We start from the raw sequence: 24495 nt of genomic DNA on the forward strand, positions 1-24495 counted from the left end.
GGGCTTCAGGTGATCGCGCTCAGCTGCCAGGGTACGAACTCGTTCTGCCCGTAGCCGTGCAGCTCGCTGCGTGAACGCTTGCCGGAGGCCGTGTCCAGCATCAGCCGGAACAGTTCCTCACCGAGCCCGCCAATGGTGGCGCTGCCGTCCAGCACGGCGCCGCAGTTCAGGTCCATGTCATCGGACTGGCGTTGCCACAGCGCGGTATTGGTCGCCAGCTTGACCGAGGGCGAGGGCGCACAGCCGTAGGCCGAGCCGCGCCCCGTGGTGAAGCAGATCAGGTTGGCACCCCCCGCGACCTGGCCAGTCGCGGAGATCGGGTCGTAGCCCGGCGTGTCCATGAACACCAGGCCGCGCGCGCGCACCGGCTGCGCGTACTCATAGACCTCGGCCAGGTTGGCCGAGCCGCCCTTGGCGATGCCGCCCAGGGATTTTTCCAGCACGGTGGTCAGCCCGCCCGCCTTGTTGCCTGCCGACGGGTTGTTGTCCATGCTGGCACCGTGGCGCGCGCAATAGTCCTCCCACCAGCGGATGCGCGCCACCAGCTTGCGGCCGATTTCCGGTGTCTGTGCGCGGCGCGTGAGCAGGTGCTCGGCGCCGTAGATTTCGGGCGTTTCGGAGAGGATGGCGGTGCCGCCGTGGCGCACGAGCAGGTCTACCGCCGCGCCCAGCACCGGGTTCGCCGAGATGCCCGAGTAGCCGTCGGAGCCGCCGCACTGCAGGCCCACCACCAGGTGGCTGGCAGGCACCGGCTGGCGCTGCACGGCATTCGCGGCGGGCAGCATCTCCTGGATCATGGCGATGCCGCGTGCGATGGTCCTGGTGGTGCCGCCGCTGTCCTGGATGGTGAAGGTCTGCAGGCGGTCGTCGTGGGCCAGCCCCTGGGTGGCAAGCAGCGCCGAAATCTGGTTGGTCTCGCAGCCCAGCCCGATCACCAGCACGCTGGCGAAGTTGGGATGGCAGGCATAGCCGCCCAGCGTGCGCTGCAGCAGCGCCAGCCCTTCCCCCTGCGGGTCCACCGCGCAACCGACGCCGTGCGTGAGCGCCACCACGCCGTCGACGTTGGGATAGGCGGCCAGCGCCTCGGGATGGATGTCGCGGCGGAAGTGGTCGGCAATGGCGCGCGCCACCGTGGCCGAGCAGTTCACCGAGGTCAGGATGCCGATGTAGTTGCGCGTGGCCACGCGGCCATCGGCCCGCACGATGCCCGCGAAGGTGGCCGGCGCTGCCACCGGCTCCGGCGCGCGCGCATCGGCGCCATAGGCATAGTCGCGCGTGAAGTCGCCCATGGCCAGGTTGTGGGTGTGCACGTGCTGGCCGGGACGGATGTCCTGGCTGGCGAAGCCGATGATCTGCCCGTAGCGGCGCACCGCCTCGCCGGCGCCGATGGCGCGCGTTGCCACCTTGTGGCCGGGCGGGACCAGGCCGAGCACAGTCACGTCTTCTGCGTCGAGCGTGGTGCCTGCCACGAGCTGGTCGCGGGCAATGACGACGTCGTCTTCCGGGTGCAGCCGGATCACGCGCAAGGCGGCGTGCGGCTGTGCTGCCTTGCCGGGGTTGGCAGGTGCGTTCATGCGATGGGCTCCCTCGTTCCTTATTTCAGCATCTCGGCCGGCAGCGACAGGCCGAAATGGCGCTTGTAGATGTCATTGATCCTGCCGTTCTTCAGGTTGGTCCTGACCCAGCCGTCCAGCCAGTCCTTGAGGGCGGTATCGCCCTTGCGCAGGCCGATCGCATAGGGAAAGGTCTGCATCACGAACTTGATCTCCAGGTCGCGCGACGGATTGCTGCGCCTGACCTCCGGGATCACGCTGATGGCCGCGGCCAGGTAGTCCTGCTGGCCGGTGGAGACCGCGGTATTGGTGGTCGCGTCATCCTCGTAGCGCACGATATTCACCGCGGCCACGGCCTCCTTGGCGCCCCGGCTCAGTTCCTGGTCGCTGGTGGTGCCGCGCGTGACCGCGACGGTCTTGCCCGACAGGTCGGCGAAGGACTTGACCTGGGCCTTGGTCGGGCCGCCCACCACCACGGGGATCACGCCATACGGCTCGGAGAAATCGATGACCTTCTTGCGCGCGTCCGTCACGGAAAAGGAGGCCAGCACCACGTCCGCCTTGCGGGTGAGGAGGAAGGGCACGCGGTTGGGGCCCGTGACCGGAACGATCTCAAGTTCGACGCCCAGGTCCTTGGCGAGCAGGCGCGCGGTCTCGATGTCGGAGCCGCTCTGCCTGGCTTGCGCATCCAGCATGCCGTAGGGCGGCGCGCTGATATCGACCGCCACCAGGATCTTCTTGCGCTGCTTGATGGTGTCGAGCGTGTCGGCCGAGGCGGCGGAGGTGCCGGCCAGCAGCAGGGCGGCGAGTGGGGCAAAGAGATAGCGGCGATAGTTCATGAGGTTGCCTCCGTATTGTTGGATATCGAATCGGGTTCTTGCTGCGCGGGCGCCGCCGCGCTTACAGGCCGTTGCTGACGAACTGGCGCAGTTCCGGCGTGGCAGGTTCGTCAAGCAGCCTGCCGCTGCCGCATTCCCAGACGATGCCCTGGTGCATGAACATGATCTGGTCTGCCACCGAGCGCGCGAACGACATCTCGTGCGTGACCAGCACCATGGTCATGCCGTCTTCGGCCAGTTTTTCAATGACCCGCAGCACCTCGCCGGTAAGCTCGGGATCGAGCGCGGAAGTGACTTCGTCGAACAGCATCAGGCGCGGCTGCATGGCCAGCGAGCGCGCGATGGCGACGCGCTGCTGCTGGCCGCCGGAGAGCTGTTCCGGGTAGTAGTCGGCGCGCTCTTCCATGCCGACTTGCCGCAGCACGTGGCGGGCCAGTTCGCCCGCTTCCTTGCGCCCCATGCCCTTGACCTTGCGCGGTGCCAGCATGACGTTCTCGGCCACGGTCAGGTGCGGGAACAGGTTGTAGCTCTGGAACACGATGCCGACTTCCTTGCGCAGCGCGCCCAGGTCAACAGCGTCCTCGTGCATGGCATGGCCGCACACATGCAGGGCCCCGCCGCTCACGCGCTCCAGTCCGTTGATGCAGCGCAGGGCCGTGCTCTTGCCCGAGCCGCTGCGGCCGATCAGGGCCACCACCTCGCCGCGGCGCACCGAGAAGCTCACGCCCTTGAGGATTTCCACTTGTCCGAAGGACTTGCTTACCTTGTCGAAGCGGACCACTTCGTCCACGCTTGTCTCCATGACGTTCCTTTGTTGTCGGGTTTTGGACGCTGTCAGGCTCAGGCGCGTGCCTTGTTGAAGCGGCGCTCCAGGCGGTACGAGAGCGTTGAGAGCGGATAGCAGATGGCGAAATACAGCGCCGCGGCGATGGTGAACACCAGGAAGGGCTTGAAGGTGGAGTTGTTGACCACGCGCGCCGAATAGGTCAGGTCGAAGAAGCCGATCACCACCGCGTACGACGAGTTCTTCACGATCTGCACCAGGAAGCTCACCGTGGGCGCAATGGCAATGCGGGCGGCCTGCGGCAGGATCACGTACACCGCCCGCTGCAGCGGCGTGAGCGCCAGGCATTCGGCGGCCTCCCACTGCGTGCGCGGCACGGCCTGGATGCAGCCCTTCCAGATCTCGCCGAGGTAGGCGCTGGAATACGCCGTCATCGCGATCCCCGCGGCGACCAGCGCCGGCAGCTCGAAGCCGCCCACGCTGATGCCGAAATACACCACGAACATGATCACCGGCAGCGGCACGCCCTGTACCAGCTGGACGTAGGCGCCCGTGAGCATGCGCAGCGCGCGCCCGCCGCGGCTGCGCGCCAGCGCCAGCGGTACGCCCACCAGCGCGCCGCCGGCAAAGCCCATGCCTGCCAGCAGCAAGGTCCAGCCGGCGCCGCGCAGGATGAACAACACTTGATCGAAAGAGATTCCGTGCATGAGGCGCGCTCCGGTTCAGAGAGGGGTTTGCAGGCGCCGGCGGCGCGTAAAGGCCAGGGCGCCGATGCCTGCCATCGACAGGCGCAGCAGCCAGGACAGCAGCAGGTAGACGAGCGCGATCACCAAGTAGATCTCGAAGCCGCGGAAGGTCTCCGACTGGATGCGGTAGCCCACCGCGGTGAGTTCCTCGGCCGAGATCTGCGACATGATCGAAGTGGCCAGCATCATCAGCACGAACTGGCTGATCAGCGCCGGATACATGCGCTCCACCGCTTGCGGCAACACCACCAGGCGCAGCATCTGCCAGCGCGACAGCCCCAGGCAGGAAGCGGCCTCGAGCTGGCCGCGCGGCACCGACTCGATGCCGGCGCGCACGATTTCGGTGGTATAGGCCGACACGTTCACGACCAGCGCCACCACCGCCGCCGCCATGGCCGGCACCCGCACCTGCACCGCCGCCAGCCCGAAGAAGAGCCAGAAGGCCTGGATCACCAGCGGCGTATTGCGGATCACGTCCACATACACCGTGACGCAGCGGCGCGCCCACGCGGGGCCTTGCGTGTGCACCACGGCCAGCGCCGTGCCCAGCACGAAGCCGAACACGATGGTGGCGACCGACATGCGCAAGGTCAGCCACACGCCGTCGAGCAAGTCCCGCCACCCCGTGGACAGGAAACTGAAATCAAACTGGTAGTCCATCGGCGCGGGTTTCTCCTTCTCGTGGCGCCGCCGCGGCCGGCGCGCGCCCTGTCTCTTGTTGTGGCTTCGTTGTCGTGCTTGCGGCGTGCGACACGCGCCGTGGTGGGACGAAATATATGACCATTGCCGGCAATGGTCAATATCAGTGGATACCCGTGTATGATGGAATGCGATGAGATGCCCTGGCGTGCCGCCATGGCTACACTGACCGACCGCCACGTTCTGGAGACAAAGTGCCGAGCCCATCGATGACGACACGAGACCAAAATCGCGTCGCCCCCCTTGCTGCCAGCCTGGAAGCGGAGGAAGCCAGCCGCCATGCGCCGATCTACGCGTTGATCCACCAGGTGCTGCGCAAGGCGATGCTGGACGGGACGCTGGAGCAGGGCACCGTGCTGCTGGAAGGGCCGGTCGCGGAGATCCTGCGCGCCACCCGCTCGCCGGTGCGGCAGGCCTTGCGCGAGCTGGAGGCCGAAGGCCTGGTCAGCCGCTTCGACGGGCGCGGCTATGTCGCCGGCCCGGCCGGCACCGAGCCCAGGCGCGTGCCGCTGGACGCGGCCATGCTGGGCGTGGACAGCGCGCCGGACGTGGCACGCAAGACGCTGGGCTGGGAGGTCATCTACGACGAGGTGGAGCGCAACCTGGTCCACCTGTCGGTGTTCGGGCGCTACCGTGTCAACGAAGTCGAACTGGCGCGCTATTTCAACGTGGGGCGCACCGTGGTGCGCGATGTGCTGCTGCGCCTGGAAAGCCTGGGCATCCTGGAGAAGGACGAGCGCCAGCGCTGGGTCATCATCCCGCTGGATGCGCAGCGCATCCACGATCTCTACGAGCTGCGCTCACTGGTGGAGCCGGCCGCGCTGCGCGGCGCCATCGTCAATGCGGACGCGGCCGAGCTGGCTGCCATGATGGAAGACCTGCACAAGGTGCAGCGTGTCTACCCGAAGGTGTCGCGCACCGCCATGGACAAGCTGGAGCATGACCTGCACGTGCGCCTGCTGTCGCTGTGCCCGAACAAGGAGCTGCTGGGCAGCCTGCAGCGCACGCGCTGCATCCTGACCCTGAGCAAGCATGTACTGGGAGCGTCGGCGCCGATGCCGCAGGAAGATCCCTTCCTCTCCGAGCACATGGCCGTGCTGCAGGCCGCCGCCGCAGGCGCGCCGCGCAAGGCCGCTGAGCTGTTGCGGGAACACCTGGAGCTGTCGTGCGCGAAGGTCACGCAGCGGGCGGTGCAGGTGCGCGAAACGTTCGCGCTGCCGACGGTGTCCTACATCGCCTGAGCGCAAATAAGGAGAGGCCGCAGGCCTCCCGGCATTTGCCGGAATGGTTGCGGCCTCTCACGGCTGCAGACGTCCAGGAACTTCCTTTCCGCAGGGCAGGGCGCGATCAGCTGCCGATGCCGGTCAGGTGCTCGCGCGATTCCAGGTAGGCGCTGAATTCAGTCCCGACTTCCGGGTGCTTCAAGGCAAATTCAACGGTTGCCTTCAGGTAGCCCAGCTTGCTGCCGCAGTCATAGCGGCGGCCCTGGTAGCGGTAGGCCAGCACCTGCTCCTGGCCCAGCAGCGACTGGATCGCGTCGGTCAGCTGCAGCTCGCCGCCGGCGCCCGGCTTCAGGTCGCGCAGGTGTTCGAAGATGCGCGGGGTCAGGATATAGCGGCCGACCACGCCCAGGTTGGACGGCGCGTCTTCCGGCGCCGGCTTCTCGATGATGCCCGAGACCTTGATCACGTCCGCATCCCATTCGCGGCCGTCGATCACGCCATAGGAGCGGCTTTGCTCCGGCGTGATCTCCTCGACCCCCAGCACCGAGCAATTGTAGTGGTTGAAGGTATCCACCATCTGCTTCATCACCGGCGGGTTGCCGTCGATCAGGTCATCGGCCAGCATCACCGCGAACGGCGTGTCGCCGACCAGCTTGGCCGCGCACAGCACCGCATGGCCCAAGCCCAGCGCTTCGGGCTGGCGCACGTAGAAGCACTCCACGTTGGCGGGCTTGATCGAGCGCACCACGTCCAGCAGCGCCTGCTTGTTCTTGGCCTCAAGCTCCACTTCCAGCTCGAAGGCCTTGTCGAAATGGTCCTCGATGGCGCGCTTGGAGCGGCCGGTGACAAAGATCATCTCGGTAATGCCGGCGGCCATGGCTTCTTCCACGGCGTACTGGATCAGCGGCTTGTCCACCACCGGAAGCATTTCCTTGGGGCTGGCCTTGGTGGCCGGCAGGAAGCGAGTGCCCAGGCCCGCAACCGGGAACACAGCCTTGGTGACGCGATTTTCCATATCAGGTGTACCTCTCAGATTCCAGTCCATAACCCTGCCAGCCATTGCGGGCGCCGTCTGTCCGATTCTGTCCGACGAAGCCGGACAGAACCCCCGGCAGGCAGGGGCGTGAATGCGGCCGCCGTGCCGTCAGGCCGGCAGCCGCTGCAGCTGGCCCTGCAGCTTGGCCAGCGTCTGCTCGAAATCGGCCAGGCGCTGCGTCTCTTGCGCCACCACGGCTGGCGGTGCCTTGGCGACAAAGCTCTCGTTGGAGAGCTTGGCGCGGCACTTGCCGATTTCGCCACCGATGCGCTCGACTTCCTTCGACAGGCGCGCGCGCTCGGCGCCGACATCGATCTCGATCTTCAGCAGCAGGTGGTTGCCCCCGGCAATGGCGACCGGCGCGCCGGCGCCTTCAGCCTGCAGGGCAGCTTCATCTTCGAAGACGCGTACCTCGGAAAGTTTCGCAAGTGCCTGGATATGTGCGCTCGCCGCCTTCAGGAAGGTGCTGTCACCCTCAGCATAGAGCGGGATGCGCTGGGCCGGCGAGATGTTCATCTCGCCGCGCAGGTTGCGGCAGGCATCGATCACTTCCTTCAGGCGCGCAACCCATTGCTCGGCTTGCTCGTCGATCTTGGCGACCGCCGGCAGCGGGTAGGGCTGCAGCGCGATGGTCTCGGAGCCGTCACCCTTGGCGCGGCCGGCCAGCGGGGCCACCTTCTGCCACAGCTCTTCGGTGATGAAGGGGATGATCGGATGCGCCAGGCGCAGCACGGTCTCGAGCACGCGCAGCAGCGTGCGCCGCGTGGCGCGCTGCTGGGCCTCGGTGCCGTTCTGGATCTGCACCTTGGCCAGTTCCAGGTACCAGTCGCAGTATTCGTCCCAGACGAACTTGTAGATGGCGTTGGCGATATTGTCGAAGCGGTATTCGGCAAAGCCCTTCTCGACCTCGGCTTCCACGCGCTGCAGCAGCGACACGATCCAGCGGTCGGCCTGCGAGAAATCCAGGTAGCCGTCCGGGCCGCAGTCGTTGTTGCACGGGCCCATGCCGCAGTCATGGCCTTCGGTGTTCATCAGCACGAAGCGGGTCGCGTTCCACAGCTTGTTGCAGAAGTTGCGGTAGCCCTCGCAGCGGCCGGTATCGAAGTTGACGTTGCGGCCCAGCGTGGCCAGCGACGCGAAGGTGAAGCGCAGCGCGTCGGCGCCGAAGGCGGGAATGCCCTCGGGGAATTCCTTTTTCGTCTTCTTTTCGATCTTGGGCGCGTCCTTGGGGCGGCGCAGGCCGGTGGTGCGCTTCTGCAGCAGCGTGTCGAGGTCGATGCCGTCGATCAGGTCCACCGGGTCCAGCGTGTTGCCCTCGGACTTGCTCATCTTCTTGCCTTCCGAATCGCGCACCAGGCCGTGCACGTAGACGGTATGGAAGGGCACCTTGCCGATGAAGTGCTTGGTCATCATGACCATGCGCGCCACCCAGAAGAAGATGATGTCGTAGCCGGTCACCAGCACCGACGACGGCAGGAAGTGATGCATCTCGGGCGTTTCTCCCGGCCAGCCCAGCGAGGAGAAGGGCACCAGCGCCGACGAGAACCAGGTGTCGAGCACGTCTTCCTCGCGGCGCAGGCTGCCGGTGCTGCCGGCGGCCTTTGCCTTGGCCAGCGCTTCTTCTTCGGTGCGGCCGACAAAGCAGTTGCCGGCATCGTCGTACCACGCCGGGATCTGGTGGCCCCACCACAGCTGGCGCGAGATGCACCAGTCCTGGATATTGCCCAGCCACTGGTTGTAGGTGCTGATCCAGTTTTCCGGCACCAGCTTGATCTCGCCGCTCTGCACGGCTTCCAGCGCCACCTCGGCGATCGAGCGGCCCGGGTAGAAGGTGCCTTCCGGCGCCGGCTTGCTCATGGCGACGAACCACTGGTCGGTCAGCATCGGCTCGATCGCGCTGCCGGTGCGCTCGCTGCGCGGGGTCATCAGCTTGTGCTTCTTGACCTCGGCCAGCAGGCCGCGCTTGTCCAGGTCCTCGACGATGGCGCGGCGCGCGTCGAAGCGGTCGAGGCCGGCGTAGGCGGCGGGGGCGTCGGCAACGATCTTCGCGTCCAGCGTCAGGATCGACAGCTGCGGCAGGTTGTGGCGCTGGCCCACCGCATAGTCGTTGAAGTCATGGCCCGGGGTCACCTTGACCACGCCGGTGCCGAACTCGCGGTCGACGTACTCGTCGGCAATCACCGGGATCTGGCGCTCGGTCAGCGGCAGCTGCACGAACTTGCCGATCAGGTGCGCATAGCGCTCGTCTTCCGGGTGGACCATCACGGCCACGTCGCCCAGCATGGTTTCGGGGCGGGTGGTGGCCACGGTCAGGTGGGTCAGGCCGCCCTTGGCGTCAGCCTCGACCAGCGGATAGTGGATATGCCACAGCGAGCCTTCTTCCTCGACGCTGTCGACTTCCAGGTCCGACACCGCGGTGCCCAGCACCGGGTCCCAGTTGACCAGGCGCTTGCCGCGATAGATCAGGCCCTGTTCGTGCAGGCGCACGAAAGCTTCGGTGACCGCCTTCGACATCTCGGGCGACATCGTGAAGTACTCGCGGCTCCAGTCGATCGAAGCGCCCATGCGCCGCACCTGGCGGGTGATGGTCGAGCCCGACTCTTCCTTCCAGGCCCACACCTTCTCGGTGAACTTCTCGCGGCCCAGGTCATGGCGCGACACGCCCTGCGACTCGAGCTGGCGCTCCACCACGATCTGGGTGGCGATGCCGGCGTGGTCGGTGCCCGGCACCCACAGCGTATTGGCGCCGCTCATGCGCGCATGGCGCGCCAAGCCGTCCATGATGGTCTGGTTGAACGCGTGGCCCATATGCAGCGTGCCGGTCACATTGGGCGGCGGCAGCTGGATCGCAAAGTCCGGGCGGGCAGGGTCGAAGGTCGGCTTGGCGATGCCGCGCTTCTCCCACTCTGGGCCCCATTTCGCCTCGATGGCGGTGGGTTCGAAGCTTTTGGCGAGGGACTGGTCTTGGGCGGTCATGCTGGGATGTCGATATTGGCGTCGGGGGTCGTCGCAGGGTGCTTCGGCCTGCGCCTGGCGAGGCGGCGGCCGTCGGCGGCCGGCATTGCGCCAGTAAAACGTTAAATTATACGGGGGGTGGCAGGCTGGTGCCTATTTCCCGGCCATCCGGCCCCGCCGGATGTGACTTGCAGGACAGGGCCCGCCGGTATAATCGCCGTCAATCCACAAGGCTCATCCGATGTCCGACCTGCTTGCCAACCTGAACGCCGAACAACTAGCCGCCGTCACCCTGCCTGACGAACCGGCGCTGATCCTGGCGGGCGCGGGCAGCGGCAAGACCCGCGTGCTGACCACGCGCATCGCCTGGCTGATCCAGAACGGCCGGGTCTCGCCGGCGGGCATCCTGGCGGTGACCTTTACCAACAAGGCCGCCAAGGAAATGCAGACGCGGCTGTCGTCGATGCTGCCGATCAACACCCGCGGCATGTGGATCGGCACCTTCCACGGCCTGTGCAACCGCATGCTGCGCGCGCATTTCCGCGACGCCGGGCTGCCCCAGACCTTTGCCATCCTGGACAGCCAGGACCAGCTCTCGGCGCTCAAGCGGCTGCTCAAGTCGCTCAACGTCGACGATGAGAAGTACCCGGCCAAGAACCTGCAGTACTTCATCAACAACGCCAAGGAGCAGGGCCTGCGCCCGGCCGACGTCGAGGCCAACGACGACTTCAACAAGCGCTTTGTCGACCTCTACGCCGCCTACGACCTGCAGTGCCAGCGCGAAGGCGTGGTCGACTTTGCCGAGCTGCTGCTGCGCTGCTACGAGCTGCTGCGCTACAACGACGCCATCCGCCAGCACTACCAGCACCGCTTCCGCCACGTGCTGGTCGACGAGTTCCAGGACACCAACGTGCTGCAGTACCAGTGGCTCAAGCTGCTGGCCGGCTACGGCACGCAGAACCCGGCCGCGGTCTTTGCCGTAGGCGACGACGACCAGAGCATCTATGCGTTCCGCGGCGCCAACGTCGGCAATATGCGCGACTTCGAGCACGAGTTCCGTGTGCGCCGGCTGATCAAGCTGGAGCAGAACTACCGCTCGCACGGGCATATCCTGGATTCGGCCAACCACCTGATCTCGCACAACGCGCGCCGCCTGGGCAAGAACCTGCGCACCGACGCCGGCCACGGCGAGCCGGTGCGGGTGTTCCAGGGCGGCTCGGACGGCCAGGAAGCCGCCTGGATCATCGAGGAGATCCGCGACCAGATCGCGCAGGGCGCCAGCCGCGCCGAGATTGCCATCCTGTACCGCAGCAACGCGCAGTCGCGCGTGATCGAGCATGCGCTGTTCTCGGCCGGCATCGCGTACCGCGTCTATGGCGGCCTGCGCTTCTTCGAGCGCGCCGAAATCAAGCACGCGCTGGCCTATATGCAGCTGCTGGAGAACCCGCGCAACGATGCCGCCTTTGGCCGCGTGGTCAACTTCCCGGCGCGCGGCATCGGCGCGCGCTCGCTGGAAGTGCTGCAGGACATGGCGCGCCAGTATGACTGCGCGCTGGCCGAGGCGGTGGCCTACGTGCCCGGCGCGGCCGGCAGCAAGCTGGCAGCGTTTGCGCGCCTGGTAGAGAAGATGCGCGAGGACACGCGCCGCATGACGCTGGCCGAGACCGTCGAGTACGTGATCAACCACAGCGGCCTGATCACCCACTACCAGGGCGAGAAGGAAGGCCAGGACCGCATCGAGAACTTGCAGGAACTGGTGACCGCAGCGCAGGCCTTCGTGGTCGAGGAAGGCTACGGCCTGGAGGCGCTGGCCGCGGTGATCCCGGTTGACCGCAGCCCCGCCGCCCCGGCACTGGCCGACGGCGACCAGGCCCAGCAGGTGCTGGATCCGGAAGCGCTGCCGGTGGTGATGACGCCGCTGGTCGCGTTCCTGACCCATGCTTCGCTGGAAGCCGGCGACAACCAGGCCCAGGCCGGCCAGGACGCGGTGCAGATGATGACCGTGCATGCGGCCAAGGGGCTGGAGTTCGACGTGGTCTTCATCACCGGGATGGAAGAGGGCCTGTTCCCGCACGAGAACAGCATGATGGACCCGGACGGCGTGGAGGAAGAGCGCCGCCTGATGTACGTGGCGATCACGCGCGCGCGCAAGCGGCTCTACATGTCGTTCGCGCAAAGCCGCATGCTGCACGGCCAGACCCGCTACCACGTGCGCTCACGCTTCTTCGAGGAACTGCCCGAGGCCTCGCTCAAGTGGCTGACGCCGCCGGCGCAGGGCTACGGCGGCGTGCGCCGCCAGGAGCGCGACAGCGCCTGGGGCCGCGACTGGTTCCGCAAGCCCGAGGACGTGCCTTATACCGGCACGCGCCCCACCGGCGGCATGGACAACGGCAACGGCTATGCCGATGCCAAGCGCGAGGCCGGCACCGGCTTCCGGGTGGGGCAGTCGGTGTTCCACAACAAGTTTGGCGAAGGCGTGATCACCGCGCTGGAAGGCGAGGGCACCGACGCACGCGCCAATATCAACTTCAAGCGCAACGGCGCCAAGTGGCTGGCGCTGTCGGTGGCGAAGCTGGACGCGATCGACTGAACGGGTCCGGCTTCGCTGCGCGCCATGCCGCGCCCCCGGGAGGCTCAGGGCAGGGCGTGGCGGACCTCGCCAGCCTTTTCGTCGGGGCTGTCCACCGTCAGCAGCGGATTGATGAACAGCGACGCCAGCGCGCCAACCCCGAGCAGCGCCCCCGAGATCATGAACGGCAGGTCATAGCTGCCGGTGCGCTCGATCAGGTAGCCGAACACCACCGGCGACACCATGCCGGCCACGCCGAAGCCGGTGTTCATCATGCCGCCCGCGGTGCCGGCGTACTTGCCGGCGATGTCCAGCGGCAGGCTCCACAGCACCGCGTTGGTCAGCTCCAGGAAGAAGAACGACAGCGACAGCAGGATCACCGCGTTGACGGCATCGGCCGTGAAGGTCATCGGCGCGATGAACATCAGCGAGCCGGCCAGCCCCACGAACAGGACCGCGCCGCGCGCCAGGCGCAGGTTGCCGGTGCGCTTGTAGATCCGGTCCGACAGCACGCCGCCGAGCGTATCGCCGACCACGCCGGCCATCAGCGGCAGCGCGGTGAACAGCGCCAGCTGCTTCAGGTCGAAGCCGCGTGCCTCCTTCAGGTACGAAGGCAGCCACGTCAGGTAGACCCACAGCGACCAGCCGTAGCAGAAGTCGACGAAGGTCACCAGCCACATGCGCCGGAACAGGCGCCGCCACGGCGTGGCCGCCTTGGCGGCCTGCCGGCTGTCGCCCTGCCGGTAGCCGATCTCCTGCAGTTCCTGCGCGGTCACGCGGCTGTGCTTGTCGGGCGAATCCTTGAAAAAGAAGGCGTACAGCAAGGTCCAGCCGAGGCTGACAGCGCCCAGCACGATAAAGGCTTCGCGCCAGCCGGCGGCGGCCACGATGACCAGCACGACCGGCGGCGTGATCGCGCCGCCCAGCCGCGCGAAGCTGTGGGTGATGCCCTGCGCGAAGCCGCGCTCCGCCACCGGCATCCAGTAGGTGAAGGCGCGCGTCGCGGTCGGGAACGCGCCGCCTTCGCCGATGCCCAGCACGAAGCGCAGCACCACCAGCATCAGCACGCTGCCCGCGAAGCCGGTCAGCACGGTGGCCACACCCCAGATCAGCGACAGCACGATCAGCACCTTCTTGGGCCCGAACTTGTCGGCCATCCAGCCGCCGAGGATCTGCATGGCGGCATAGGGGTAGGCAAAGGCCGAGAACACCAGCCCCAGCTGCGATGTGGTCAGCCCCATTTCCTCGCGGATCAGGGGGGCGGCGACCGAGATGTTGACGCGGTCGATATAGGCGATGAAATACATCAGGCACATGACGCCCAGGATCATGTGCCGGGTCTTGATACGTTGCTTCATAACCACCTCCTATGCGCGGCGCGCGCGTGGTGTTGACGGGGCGGCGGCCGGCGCACGGTCCGTAGCCATGCGCTTGCGGCGCGCCGGGGGCGCGGCGCCGGCCGCGCTGCCCCGTCCTTGAGCAATCTGTCTGCAGTCTTGAGTCGTGTCTCCTGGTCTGGTGGATTCCGGTCGGGCAGGCTCCTTGGCGAGGGTTGTGGAAGGGGGGAAGGTTCAGGCGTGGTCGAGCAGCTTCAGCCGCTGCACCTTGCCGGACGGGCCGCGCGGCAGCTCGGCGATAAAGCGGAACTCCTTCGGCGTCTTGTAGCGGCCCAGCTCGCGCAGGCAATGCGCGCGCAGCGCCGCGTCATCACAGCGCGCGGCCTCGCGCATGACCACGTAGGCAACGATCTCCTGCCCGTAGGCCGGGTCCGGCACGCCGACCGCCGCGGCTTCGAGCACGGCCGGATGGCGCAGCAGGGCCTCGTCGATCTCGCGCGGGGCGATGTTCTCGCCGCCCTTGATGATCAGTTCCTTGGCGCGCCCGCTGATGTAGAAGTAGCCGTCGGCGTCGCGGTAGCCGAGGTCGCCCGTGCGCAGCCAGCCATCGTGCGTAAAGGCCTCGCGCGTGATATCCGGCGCCTTGTAGTAGCCCGCCATCACGCTCTCGCCCTGCAGCACGATCTCGCCGACCTGTCCGTCAGGCACCGGCTTGCCGTCGCGCCCGAGTACGCGTGCGCGCGTGCCAGATGGCCTGCCGATGCTGCCGATGCGCCGCTGGCCCGGGTCGAGCGGATTGCTGAACGCCGGTGCGGCAGTCTCGGTCATGCCCATGGTCTCGATCACGCCGATGCCGAAGCGCGCCTCGAAGGCGCGGTGATGCTCGGGCGGCAGCGCGGCCGAGGCCGAGCGGCAGAAGCGCACGTCGGCCGGAGCCTGGCCGTGCGGATCGTTCAGCAGGTAGGCGATGATGGTCGGCACCACGTTCAGCCAGGTGCAGCCGTGGCGCGCGCTGTCCTGCCAGAACGCGCTGGCGGAAAAGCGCATCGGCATCACCACCGAGCCGCCGTGCACCAGCGGCGCGATCGCGGTCACGACCAGGCCGTTGATGTGATACAGCGGCAGCGTCGCCAGCACCCGGTCGGCCGGCCCGAGGCAGTGCTCGCGGCTGACGCTGGCGCCGTTGGCCATGAGGTTGCGCTGCGTCAGCAGCACGCCTTTGGGCGTGCCGGTGGTGCCGGACGTGTACATGAGCAGCGCGGGCGCGTCCGGCCGCGGCGGGGGCAGTGGCGACGCGGTTTTCTGCATGGCGGGCAGTGCCGGCAGGCTGCTGGCATCGGGCGCGGTGACGATCACCGGCAGGTCCAGCCCGGCCTCGCGCAGTGCCTCGCGGATGGCGCCTTCTCCGTCCGCCCAGGTGAAGACCAGCCGCGTATCCGAATGCGCGAGGATGTAGCGCAGCTGCGCCGGCTGGCACAGCAGGTTGATCGGGTTGACGACCAGCCCGCAGGCCATGGTGCCGAGCAGGAGCCGCGCGGTCTGCTCGCCGTTGGGCAGGTACACCGACACCGTCTGGCCGCTGCCCAGGCCGGCTGCCGCATAGCGGCGGCCGAGCGTGCCGGCGTCCGTCGCCAGCGCGCCGAACGTCAGCGCATGGCCGCTGTCCGGGGACACCAGGTAGGGCTTGTCGGGCCACTGCGCGGCGCGCACGGCTATCAGCGCTGCAAGCGTGTCGAACACCTCGGGTTCCGTGCGCGCGTTCATTTGCCGACCCTCGCGAAGTAATCGCCCAGCAGGTCCGCTTCATCGGGCACGTGCTCGGCGATGGGCACGGCGATGCGGGTGATGTTCAGGTATTGGCGCCAGCCGAGGTTGTCCGAGAAGTTGTTGCCGCCCCAGGTGCCGCAGCCCATCGACAACGAGAACGGCAGGCCGTTGTCGAAATTCCCGCCGGTGGCGAAGCAGTGCGCCTGGTTCACGATCACGCGCGCCACCGGCAGTTCCTGTCCGAGCTGCAGCGCATGGCGTGGGTTGGACGAATGCAGGCTGACCGAATGCCCGGCGCCCATATAGGCGTACAGGCTCGCCACGCGCTCGACCGCCGCCGCGAAGTCGGCCGCGCGGTAGAGCGTCAGCACGGGCGAGAGCTTCTCGCCGGAGAAGGGGTAGTCGCTGCCGACACCGGCTTCCTCCACCAGCAGCATCGCGGGCTGCAGCGCGCGCACGCGTTCCAGCCCGGCGAGCTCGGCAATGCGGGTCGCGCTCTGTCCCGTGAAGGTGCCGGCGAGCTTGCCGTCGCGCCACATCAGCGCCTGCAGCCGCGCTTTCTCCGAAGCCGTGAGCAGCACGCCGCCGACCGCCGCCAGGGCGTCGAGCATGGGTGTGTAGACCGCGTCGAGCACGACCAGGCTGTTCTCCGAAGAGCAACTGGTGGCATTGTCGAAGGTCTTGGAGCGCACCACCTTGGCCGCCGCGTCATCCAGCGTGGCGCTGGCGTCGATGATCGATGCCACATTGCCGGCGCCCACGCCGAAGGCCGGTGTGCCGCAGGTGTAGGCCATGCGCACGTTGGCCTGCGAGCCGGTCGCGACCACCAGGTCGGCCTGCCGCATGAGCTCCGCCGTCGCGGCCTTCGAGACCGGCGCGGGCAGCATCTGGACCAGGTCGGCGGGCAGGCCGGCGCGCGCAAACTCGGCGTGGATGAACGACAGCAGCAGCGCGCAGGTGTCCTGCCCCTTCGGCGACGGCGCCACGATCACGCTGTTGCCGCACTTGAGCGCGTTGATGATCTTGTTGGCCGGCGTGGCCGCGGGATTGGTCGAAGGCGTAATGGCCGCCACCACGCCCACGGGCCGCGCGATCTCTGTGATGCCGGCTGCCGCATCCTGCGCGATCACGCCCACCGTCCTGCGGCCATGCAGGTCGCGCAGCAGGCCCAGCGTCTTGCGGTGGTTCTTGCGGATCTTGTCGTCGACATTGCCCAGCCCGGTGTCGGCGACGGCACGCTCGGCCAGCTGGCGGTTGCGCGCGGGCTCCATGATGGCCCACGCGGCTGCGGCGACTGCCGTGTCGATGGTGGCCTGGTCGGCACGCGCGAACTCGCGCTGCGCCTGCCTGGCCCGGGCCACGACCGCAGCGACGGCTTCAGCCGCGGCTTGCGCTGGCTGCACGGGCAGCGATGCCGTCGCTAGGGGCAAATCGGAATTGTTGGACTGCCGGCAATGCAGTATTTGCACACTCATGGATTCGACTCCGCGGTTTGGACGGTTAGGCCGCCGCGCTTTGTCGTGCACTTCGCGGCACCGTCGGCGGCCCTGGATCGAATCTAGTGAAGCGGGGCAGACAGGCCGTCCCAATTTGTGCGCTTTCGCGAGCGGGCAGCCGGGGTGCGATCGAGAATTCAGTTTTCGGGACGGCCATGCGTCCCGGAATCCTTTAAATTTGATCCATGAGCAATCATTCGAATGCCGCCGCCGTGCGCGCCTTCCGCATTCTCGAGATCCTGTCCGCGGCCGACGGACCGCTGTCGCTGGCGGCCATCGTGCAGGCGATCGAGCTGCCGAAGCAGACCGTCCACCGCATCCTCAAGCAGCTGGAAAGCACGTGGCTGGTGTCGCGCACGGCCGGCAACCGCCACTACGAGTGCTCATCGCGCGTGCGGCAGCTGGCCGTCAATGTGCTGATGCAGGCAGGTCCGGCGGCGGCGCGCCATGCGATCCTGCAGCAGCTGGTCGACAAGATCGGTGAGACCTGCAACCTGACCATGCTGTCCGGCGACGACGTGGTCTACCTGGACCGCGTGGAAACGCAATGGCCGCTGCGCATGCACCTGCAGCCGGGCTCGCGGGTGCCGCTGCACTGCACCGCCAGCGGCAAGCTGTTGCTGGCGTTCCTGCCGAGCGCGCAGCGCCAGCGCCTGGTTGCCAGCCTGCCGCTGCGCGCGCACTCGGCGCACACCATTACCAATGCCGAGGCCTTGCACGCGGAACTGGCCGAGACACGGCAGCGTCGCCTGGGGGTCAACAATCAGGAAAACCTGGAAGGCATGATCGCGGTCGCGGTGCCGGTGATGCGCAACCGGAGCCGCGCCTGCGCGGCGATTGCCGTGCAGGTGCCGATGGCACGCATGACGATGGACCAGCTGATGGGATTCGTGCCGGACCTGCGCCTGGCAGCGGACGAGATGGTGAAGACGTTCTGCGATTAGCCCGTGAGGGCGGTGTGCTCCCTCTCCCGCAAGCGGGAGAGGGAGCACACAATCGCGTAGCGAGCGCCCGTTGTTCAGGCCCCGGGAGTTGCCGGCGCGGCCGGATCCACCCCCGGCGGCGTCACGTTGAAGCAGCCGCGGTACGTGGCATAGAACGAGCAGTACAGGATCGCCAGCATCAGCAGCGAATACGGCGTGACCAGGAACGACAGCACCGTTTCCGCGCCGAAGGCGCTGAACACCGCCTCCAGGAAGAACGGGATCGCCACCAGCAGCATCGCGAACAGCACCGCGTAGGTGAGGAATGCGCCGCGGTTGCGCCAGCACGCGGTCCAGCTGAAGAACAGTGCCTTGACCGGCGGCACGCCGTGCCAGGCTGCCAGCAGCGGCGCGAACCAGAACATCATCGCGATCGGCGTGTACAGCAGCGCGCCGATCAGCATGGCGTAGTACAGCTGGCGCACCGCTTCGGCGGTCGGCGCTTCTTCCTTCAGCACGATCGGCACCAGCGCGCTCATGTCGACCACCGAGCCGGCGATCAGCCCCAGCATGAACACCAGCCCGGCGTAGATGCCGCCCAGCACCAGCAGGTTGCGCGTGGCTTCCTTGCCGTTGGCGCGGAAGCCCGCCAGCAGCACGGTGGGCATCACCCGCTTGTTCTGGATCACGTCGCGGCATGCGGTCATCACGCCGACCGACAGGCCGGGGGTGACCACCAGCAGCGCGATAATGCCGATCAGCGGCACCACGATGGCCAGCTGCGCGGCGATCAGGTAGACGAACAGCAGCATCAGGAAGGTCAGCGGGTTCTTGCGGAACAGCCAGATGCCCTGGCGGAACCAGGTGTAGCCTTCCTTGGCAGGGACTTCCAGTAGTTGCATACGGATCAGATCCAGGGGAGCGGGGCGCTTGCAGGGTCCGCGCCGATGCGCCGGCGCAGGATGCGTTCGAAATGGGTCGGGTCGTGCGGTTGCAGCATGTCGGCCTCGCGCGGCAGGTAGAAGTCCCACAGTCGCGATACCCAGAAGCGCAGCGCACCCGCGCGCAGCATGTCCTGCCAGTGCGCGGCCTCGGTGGCGGTCAGCGGCCTCACGGCATGATAAGCCCGCAGCAAGGCCTGCGTGCGCGCGGGGTCGAGTTCGCCGCTGGCCAGGTCGATGCACCAGTCGTTGACGGTGACCGCCACATCGAACAGCCACTTGTCGTTGCCGGCGAAGTAGAAGTCGAAGAATCCGCCCAGGCGGTGGCGTCCGCTGCCGTCTTCCTCGAACAGCGCGTTGTCGCGGAACAGGTCGCAGTGGCACGGGCCCGAGCCCAGGCCGGCGTAGTCCGCGCTGGCGAAGAAGGCGGCCTGGTGGGCGATCTCCTGCTGCAGCAGCGCGCGCTGGCCGGCATCCAGGAAGGGCAGGATCTCAGGCTCGGTCTGCCGCCACCAGGGCAGGCTGCGCAGGTTGGGCTGCTGGCGCGGATAGTCCTGGCCGGCCAGGTGCATGCGTGCCAGCATGTCGCCCACTTCAGCGCAGTGCTGCGCGTCGGGCGCCAGTTGCGATGCTCCGGGCAGGCGCGTGACGATGGTGGCGGGCTTGCCCTTGAGCGGGCGCAGGATCTCGCCGTCGCGCGCCGGGATCGGCGCGGGCACGCGGATGCCGCGCTCGGCCAGGTGCGCCATCAGGTGCAGGTAGTACGGCAGCTGCGCGAACGTGAGCCGCTCGAAAATGGTCAGCACATACTGGCGCGTCTGGCCATCGTGCTCCGTGGTAAGGAAGAAATTGCTGTTCTCGATGCCCGAGGCGATGCCGCGCAGCTCGCGCACTTCGCCAAGGTTGAAATCCAGCAGCCAGCGGGCGATCTCGTCCTGCGAGACCGTGGTGAATACGGCCATACTCGTTGTGTGAAGCGAATCGGAAAGCGGCGGGCACCGGTTCCGGACAAAGTCCGGACCGCCGCCGCGGCATGACACTGCCGGAGGGCCGGCGCGGCCTGGGGCTTACGCCAGGCCGTGGGCAAGCGAACTCAGAACTTCAGGTTGACCGAAGGCACGCGGTTGACATCGTGCTCGCGGATCTTGGGCGAGCTGTCTTCCGGCTTGCTCATCTCGTATTTAGTGCCGAAACCCGACCTGACCTGGATATCGGTGGCCCGTCCCTTGTCGCGGTACTCGCGCACCTGGGTGCCATCGCGTTCATTGAGCTGGAAGCTCGGCTGGCGCGGCTGGTTCAGTTGCGACTTGGCCGCCGGGGCGATCGGCTGGTTGTTGATCTGGTTCAGCTCCTGCTGCGTCAGCGCATTGCTTTCCTGCGCGACGGCCCAGCCGGAAGCCAGCGCCAGCGCGGCGGCGGCCACGGCGGCGAGGCTGGACACGGACCGCCTGGCAGGCGATTCAGGCTCGCCGGCCACGGCGGAAGACCGCGTGGGCCGGACCGAGCGGGCGGTGGAGGGGGAGGTCATCAGGTGCTCCTGTGCGGGGCTGCGGCGCAGCTTGCGCGCAACCCCGCGGCATGCGGCGGTTGGACTGCAACCCGGCGGCGCCGGGCTTGGCAGACGGACAGGTTCCATTCTAGCAATTCCTGCCGTGCGCAGGCCGCTGCCGTGCCCCGGGGGGCACCTGCGCAACGGGCGCCGGGTGGCGGGTACGTGGCTTGGCGCCGCGCGCCCCGGCGTCCATGCCTTACAGGTAGAACATCTCTTCCTTGGGCGGAATCGGCTTGTCGCCGCCGCGCTGCTCGTAGTAGTCGTAGACCGCTTCCAGCACTTCGTGCGGTTCGTCGACGATCTTCATCAGGTCCAGGTCGTGCTCGGCGATCAGGCCCATCGGCAGCAGCGTGAAGCGGAACCAGTCCAGCAGGCCCTTCCAGAAACGGCTGCCGAACATGATCACCGGCACCGAGCGCGACTTGCCGGTCTGCACCAGCGTCAGCACCTCGGCCAGCTCGTCGAGCGTGCCGAAGCCGCCCGGCATCACGATGAAGGCGTCCGAATTCTTGACGAAGGTGACCTTGCGCGTGAAGAAGTGGCGAAAGCGCATGGCAATGTCCTGGTACGGATTGCCCTGCTGCTCGTGCGGCAGTTCGATGTTCAGGCCGACGCTGGCGGACTTGCCGGCATGCGCGCCCTTGTTGGCCGCTTCCATGATGCCGGGGCCGCCGCCGGAGATCACGGCAAAGCCGGCGTCCGAAAACAGCCGGGCGATCTCGATGGTGCGCTGGTAGTACGGCGAGTCCTCGCGCAGGCGCGCGCTGCCGTAGATCGACACGGCCGGGCGGATCTCGGAGAGGTACTCGGTGGCCTCGATGAACTCTGCCATAATCGTGAACATTTGCCACGAGGCGCGCGCCTTCTTTGCGGTAGCGCGGTCTTCGTCGGCCAGCGCACGCAGGCTGGGGATCATCTTGCGCGGATTGGCGCGCGCGGCCGCAGCAGCGGCCTTTTCAGCAGCAACTTCGGGCGGATTGCCCGCGGCAGCAGCATCGGCCGCCGCGGCGATGGCCGCGGCGTGCTCGGAAGCAGCCTCCGGCGGGGGTTGCACGGTATCGCCGGAAATGTCGGAAACATCCGGGTCAGCAAGGGGGGCGGTCGAGGCACCGCCTGCAGCGGCACCAGTCAATTTTGAGTCCATGGGAATGTCGGATAGTCCAAAAACACTCTTGCTCGTCGATGGATCGAGCTATCTGTATCGCGCTTATCACGCTCTGCCGGACCTGAGGAATGGGGAGGGTCTGCCCACAGGGGCAATCTACGGCATGATCAACATGCTGCGCAAGTTGCGCAACGACTACCCGGCAGAGTATAGCGCCTGCGTGTTCGACGCCAAGGGCAAGACCTTCCGCGACGACATGTATCCGGCCTACAAGGAACATCGCCCGTCGATGCCGGAAGACCTGGCGCGCCAGATCGAGCCGATCCATGAGGCCGTGCGCGCCATGGGCTGGCCGATCGTGGTGGTTGACGGCGTGGAGGCCGACGACGTGATCGGCACGCTGTCGCGCCAGGCCACGGAGCAGGGCGTGCGCACGGTGGTGTCCACCGGCGACAAGGACCTGGCGCAGCTGGTCAACGACCAGGTCACGCTGGTCAACACCATGAGCGGCGAGGTGCTCGATCCCCCTGGCGTGGTGGCCAAGTTCGGCGTGCCGCCCGAGCGCATCATCGACTACCTGTCGCTGATCGGTGATGCGGTCGACAACGTGCCGGGCGTGCCCAAGGTCGGCCCCAAGACCGCGGTCAAATGGCTGGCCGAGCATGGCTCGCTCGACGGCGTGATCGCCGCCGCCCCCGGCATCAAGGGCGTGGTGGGCGAGAACCTGCGCAATACGCTGGACTGGCTGCCGATGGCGCGCCAGCTGGTCACGGTCAAGACCGACTGCGACCTCTCCGCCGCGGTGGCGGACTTCCACGCGCTGCGCGAAATCGGCGAGGACAAGGACAAGCTGGTGGCGTTTTTCTCGCGCTACGGCTTCAAGACCTGGCTGCGCGAAGCGACCGGCGAAAGCCTGCCCGATGCCCGCGCCCAGGCCCGCGCCCGCGCGGCCCCCGCGCCGGCGCAAGGCGGCCTGTTCGATGTGCCGGCCGCGGCCGGCGCAGCCGAGGCACCGGCAGCGGACCAGGCCGCGCCGACCGAGATCAGCTACCAGACGGTCAGCACGGAAGCCCAGCTGGATGACTGGATGCGGCGCATCGAGGCCGCACCGCTGGTGGCGATCGACACCGAGACTACTTCGCTGGACCCGATGCAGGCGCAGCTGGTCGGCATCTCGCTGTCGGTCGAGCCGGGCGTGGCCTGCTATATCCCGGTGGCGCACCGTGGCCCGGACGTGGCCGGGCTGCCCGACCACGGCCAGCTGTCGCGCGAGTTCGTGCTGGGGCGCATGCGTGCATGGCTGGAAGATGCCGGCCGCCCGAAGCTGGGCCAGAACCTCAAGTACGACGTCCATGTCTTTGCCAACCATGGTGTGAAGCTGCGCGGCGTGGCGCACGACACCATGCTGCAGAGCTACGTGCTGGCCTCGCACCGCAACCATGGCATGGACAGCCTGGCCGAGCGCCTGCTGAGCCTGAAGACCATCACCTATGAAGAGGTGTGCGGCAAGGGCGCCAGCCAGATCGGCTTCGACCAGATCGACCTGGCGCGCGCCACCGAATACGCTGCCGAAGACGCCGACGTGACCCTGCGCCTGCACCGCAAGATGTTCCCGCAGGTGGAAGCCGCGGCGGGCCTGCGCCGCGTGTATGAAGAGATCGAGATGCCGGTCTCGGTGGTGCTGCAGAAGGTCGAGCGCAACGGCGTGCTGATCGATGCCAAACGCCTGGCCGCGCAGAGCGCCGAGCTGGGCCAGCGCATGCTGGCGCTGGAGCAGGCCGCCTACGAGGCCGCCGGCCAGCCCTTCAACCTGGGCTCGCCCAAGCAGATCGGCGAGATCCTGTTCAACCAGATGAAGCTGCCGGTGGTGAAGAAAACCGCCAGCGGCGCGCCCTCGACCGACGAAGAGGTGCTGCAGAAGCTGGCCGAGGACTACCCGCTGCCCAAGCTGCTGCTGGACTACCGCGGCCTGGCCAAGCTCAAGTCCACCTATACCGACAAGCTGCCCAAGATGGTCAACCCGCGGACCGGCCGCGTGCACACCAGCTACGGCCAGGCCACCGCGGTGACCGGCCGGCTGGCGTCGACCGAGCCCAACCTGCAGAACATCCCGGTGCGCACCGAGGAGGGCCGCCGCATCCGCGAAGCCTTTATCGCCGAGCCCGGCAGCGTGATCGTGTCGGCCGACTACTCGCAGATCGAGCTGCGCATCATGGCCCATATCTCGGGCGACGAGAACCTGCTGCGCGCCTTTGCCAACGGCGAGGACATCCACCGCGCCACCGCCGGCGAGATCTTCGGCGTGGAGCGCGAGGCCGTCAGCAGCGAGCAGCGCCGCTACGCCAAGGTGATCAACTTCGGCCTGATCTACGGCATGAGCGCGTTCGGCCTGGCCGGCAACCTGGGTATCGAGCGCGAGGCCGCCAAGCACTACATCGACCGTTATTTCATGCGCTACCCGGGCGTGGCCCACTACATGGAAGAGACCCGGCAGACCGCGCGCGAGCAAGGCTATGTCGAGACCGTGTTCGGCCGCCGGCTGTGGCTGCCCGACATCAACGGCGGCAGCGGCCCGCGCCGGCAGGCCGCCGAGCGCGCCGCCATCAACGCGCCGATGCAGGGCACCGCCGCCGACCTGATCAAGCTGTCGATGATCGCGGTGCAGGGCTGGCTGGAGCGCGACGGGCTGCAGACGCGCCAGATCATGCAGGTGCACGATGAACTGGTGCTGGAGGTGCCGGAGCATGAGCTGGAGCTGGTCAAGGTGCGGCTGCCGGAGCTGATGTGCTCGGTGGCGCAGCTGCGCGTGCCGCTGGTGGCCGAAGTGGGCAGCGGCGCCAACTGGGAAGAAGCGCACTGACGAGGCCGCCTGTCAGCCAGCCTGCGCCGCCCATGCGTTGTGGTATCGAATGAAGCGACTGCTGAGTCAGGCCCACCGGCTTGCCAGCCATGCTGCAATGCAGCAGACTG

18 protein-coding genes are annotated in these 24495 nt (G+C 67.5%); 4 read left to right on the forward strand and 14 right to left on the reverse strand.

Annotated features, from left to right (window positions below):
* Positions 1–5 precede the first annotated feature (5 nt).
* The 5 genes from AC3WLE_RS06105 to AC3WLE_RS06125 all read right to left on the reverse strand — a co-directional run bounded on the left by AC3WLE_RS06105 (position 6) and on the right by AC3WLE_RS06125 (position 4582).
* A complete protein-coding gene (locus tag AC3WLE_RS06105; protein ID WP_492318736.1) occupies positions 6–1574 on the reverse strand; it encodes a UxaA family hydrolase in 1569 nt (522 codons plus the stop codon).
* A 20-nt stretch (positions 1575–1594) separates the two neighbouring features.
* Positions 1595–2392 (reverse strand): transporter substrate-binding domain-containing protein, encoded by a 798-nt coding sequence (locus tag AC3WLE_RS06110; protein WP_492318735.1) that lies wholly within the window; start codon positions 2390–2392, stop codon positions 1595–1597.
* A gap of 61 nt (positions 2393–2453) precedes the next feature.
* Positions 2454–3182, reverse strand: a complete 729-nt coding sequence (locus AC3WLE_RS06115; protein ID WP_269446640.1) for an amino acid ABC transporter ATP-binding protein — start codon at positions 3180–3182, stop codon at positions 2454–2456.
* A 50-nt stretch (positions 3183–3232) separates the two neighbouring features.
* On the reverse strand, positions 3233–3883 hold the full coding sequence (locus AC3WLE_RS06120; RefSeq protein WP_492356989.1) for an amino acid ABC transporter permease: 651 nt from the start codon (positions 3881–3883) through the stop codon (positions 3233–3235).
* Positions 3884–3898: 15 nt separating this feature from the next.
* On the reverse strand, positions 3899–4582 hold the full coding sequence (locus tag AC3WLE_RS06125; protein ID WP_492356990.1) for an amino acid ABC transporter permease: 684 nt from the start codon (positions 4580–4582) through the stop codon (positions 3899–3901).
* A 248-nt stretch (positions 4583–4830) separates the two neighbouring features.
* Between AC3WLE_RS06125 and AC3WLE_RS06130 the strand changes: the two genes are divergently transcribed.
* Entirely contained in the window at positions 4831–5862 is a 1032-nt protein-coding gene (locus AC3WLE_RS06130) for a GntR family transcriptional regulator (RefSeq protein ID WP_492318731.1), read from the forward strand.
* Positions 5863–5968: 106 nt separating this feature from the next.
* Here the strand turns inward: AC3WLE_RS06130 and galU are convergent, their stop codons facing one another.
* Together galU and AC3WLE_RS06140 are read right to left on the reverse strand one after the other, a co-directional pair.
* Complete coding sequence (galU, locus tag AC3WLE_RS06135) at positions 5969–6859, reverse strand: UTP--glucose-1-phosphate uridylyltransferase GalU (protein WP_011615814.1); 891 nt, start codon at positions 6857–6859, stop codon at positions 5969–5971.
* Between the two features lie 129 nt (positions 6860–6988).
* Complete coding sequence (locus AC3WLE_RS06140; RefSeq protein ID WP_058696660.1) at positions 6989–9856, reverse strand: valine--tRNA ligase; 2868 nt, start codon at positions 9854–9856, stop codon at positions 6989–6991.
* A 220-nt stretch (positions 9857–10076) separates the two neighbouring features.
* On the opposite strand from AC3WLE_RS06140, the gene AC3WLE_RS06145 reads away from it, so the two are divergent.
* Positions 10077–12425: a UvrD-helicase domain-containing protein gene (locus tag AC3WLE_RS06145; protein ID WP_492318729.1), complete on the forward strand. Its 2349-nt coding sequence runs from the start codon at positions 10077–10079 to the stop codon at positions 12423–12425.
* Positions 12426–12469: 44 nt separating this feature from the next.
* On the opposite strand, the gene AC3WLE_RS06150 is transcribed toward AC3WLE_RS06145, so the two are convergent.
* The 3 genes from AC3WLE_RS06150 to sauS all read right to left on the reverse strand — a co-directional run bounded on the left by AC3WLE_RS06150 (position 12470) and on the right by sauS (position 16983).
* The gene (locus AC3WLE_RS06150; RefSeq protein ID WP_492318728.1) at positions 12470–13762 is read right to left on the reverse strand and encodes an MFS transporter; all 1293 of its coding nucleotides are present in this window, start codon (positions 13760–13762) and stop codon (positions 12470–12472) included.
* Positions 13763–13975: 213 nt separating this feature from the next.
* Positions 13976–15505, reverse strand: a complete 1530-nt coding sequence (locus tag AC3WLE_RS06155) for an acyl--CoA ligase (protein WP_492356991.1) — start codon at positions 15503–15505, stop codon at positions 13976–13978.
* Positions 15502–16983, reverse strand: coding sequence for an acylating sulfoacetaldehyde dehydrogenase (sauS, locus tag AC3WLE_RS06160; protein ID WP_492356992.1), 1482 nt, complete (start codon positions 16981–16983; stop codon positions 15502–15504). The genes AC3WLE_RS06155 and sauS overlap by 4 nt, the downstream gene beginning before the upstream one ends.
* 206 nt (positions 16984–17189) lie before the next feature.
* Here sauS and AC3WLE_RS06165 point away from each other — a divergent pair, with 206 nt between their 5' ends.
* Positions 17190–17948 (forward strand): IclR family transcriptional regulator, encoded by a 759-nt coding sequence (locus AC3WLE_RS06165; RefSeq protein ID WP_492356993.1) that lies wholly within the window; start codon positions 17190–17192, stop codon positions 17946–17948.
* Between the two features lie 74 nt (positions 17949–18022).
* On the opposite strand, the gene AC3WLE_RS06170 is transcribed toward AC3WLE_RS06165, so the two are convergent.
* The 4 genes from AC3WLE_RS06170 to AC3WLE_RS06185 form a co-directional block, all read right to left on the reverse strand.
* Positions 18023–18829: a BPSS1780 family membrane protein gene (locus tag AC3WLE_RS06170; RefSeq protein WP_492318725.1), complete on the reverse strand. Its 807-nt coding sequence runs from the start codon at positions 18827–18829 to the stop codon at positions 18023–18025.
* Positions 18830–18834: 5 nt separating this feature from the next.
* Complete coding sequence (locus AC3WLE_RS06175; protein WP_492318724.1) at positions 18835–19830, reverse strand: homoserine kinase; 996 nt, start codon at positions 19828–19830, stop codon at positions 18835–18837.
* A 131-nt stretch (positions 19831–19961) separates the two neighbouring features.
* Positions 19962–20396, reverse strand: coding sequence for a hypothetical protein (locus tag AC3WLE_RS06180; RefSeq protein ID WP_492356994.1), 435 nt, complete (start codon positions 20394–20396; stop codon positions 19962–19964).
* Positions 20397–20616: 220 nt separating this feature from the next.
* Positions 20617–21564 carry an LOG family protein gene (locus AC3WLE_RS06185; RefSeq protein WP_011615808.1) on the reverse strand — a complete coding sequence of 316 codons (948 nt, stop codon included), beginning with the start codon at positions 21562–21564 and terminating at the stop codon, positions 20617–20619.
* A gap of 4 nt (positions 21565–21568) precedes the next feature.
* Here AC3WLE_RS06185 and polA point away from each other — a divergent pair, with 4 nt between their 5' ends.
* A complete protein-coding gene (gene polA / locus AC3WLE_RS06190) occupies positions 21569–24385 on the forward strand; it encodes a DNA polymerase I (protein ID WP_492356995.1) in 2817 nt (938 codons plus the stop codon).
* The last annotated feature ends 110 nt before the right edge of the window (positions 24386–24495 follow it).

The organism is Cupriavidus sp. FW306-1B-F12B (genome assembly GCF_058781795.1).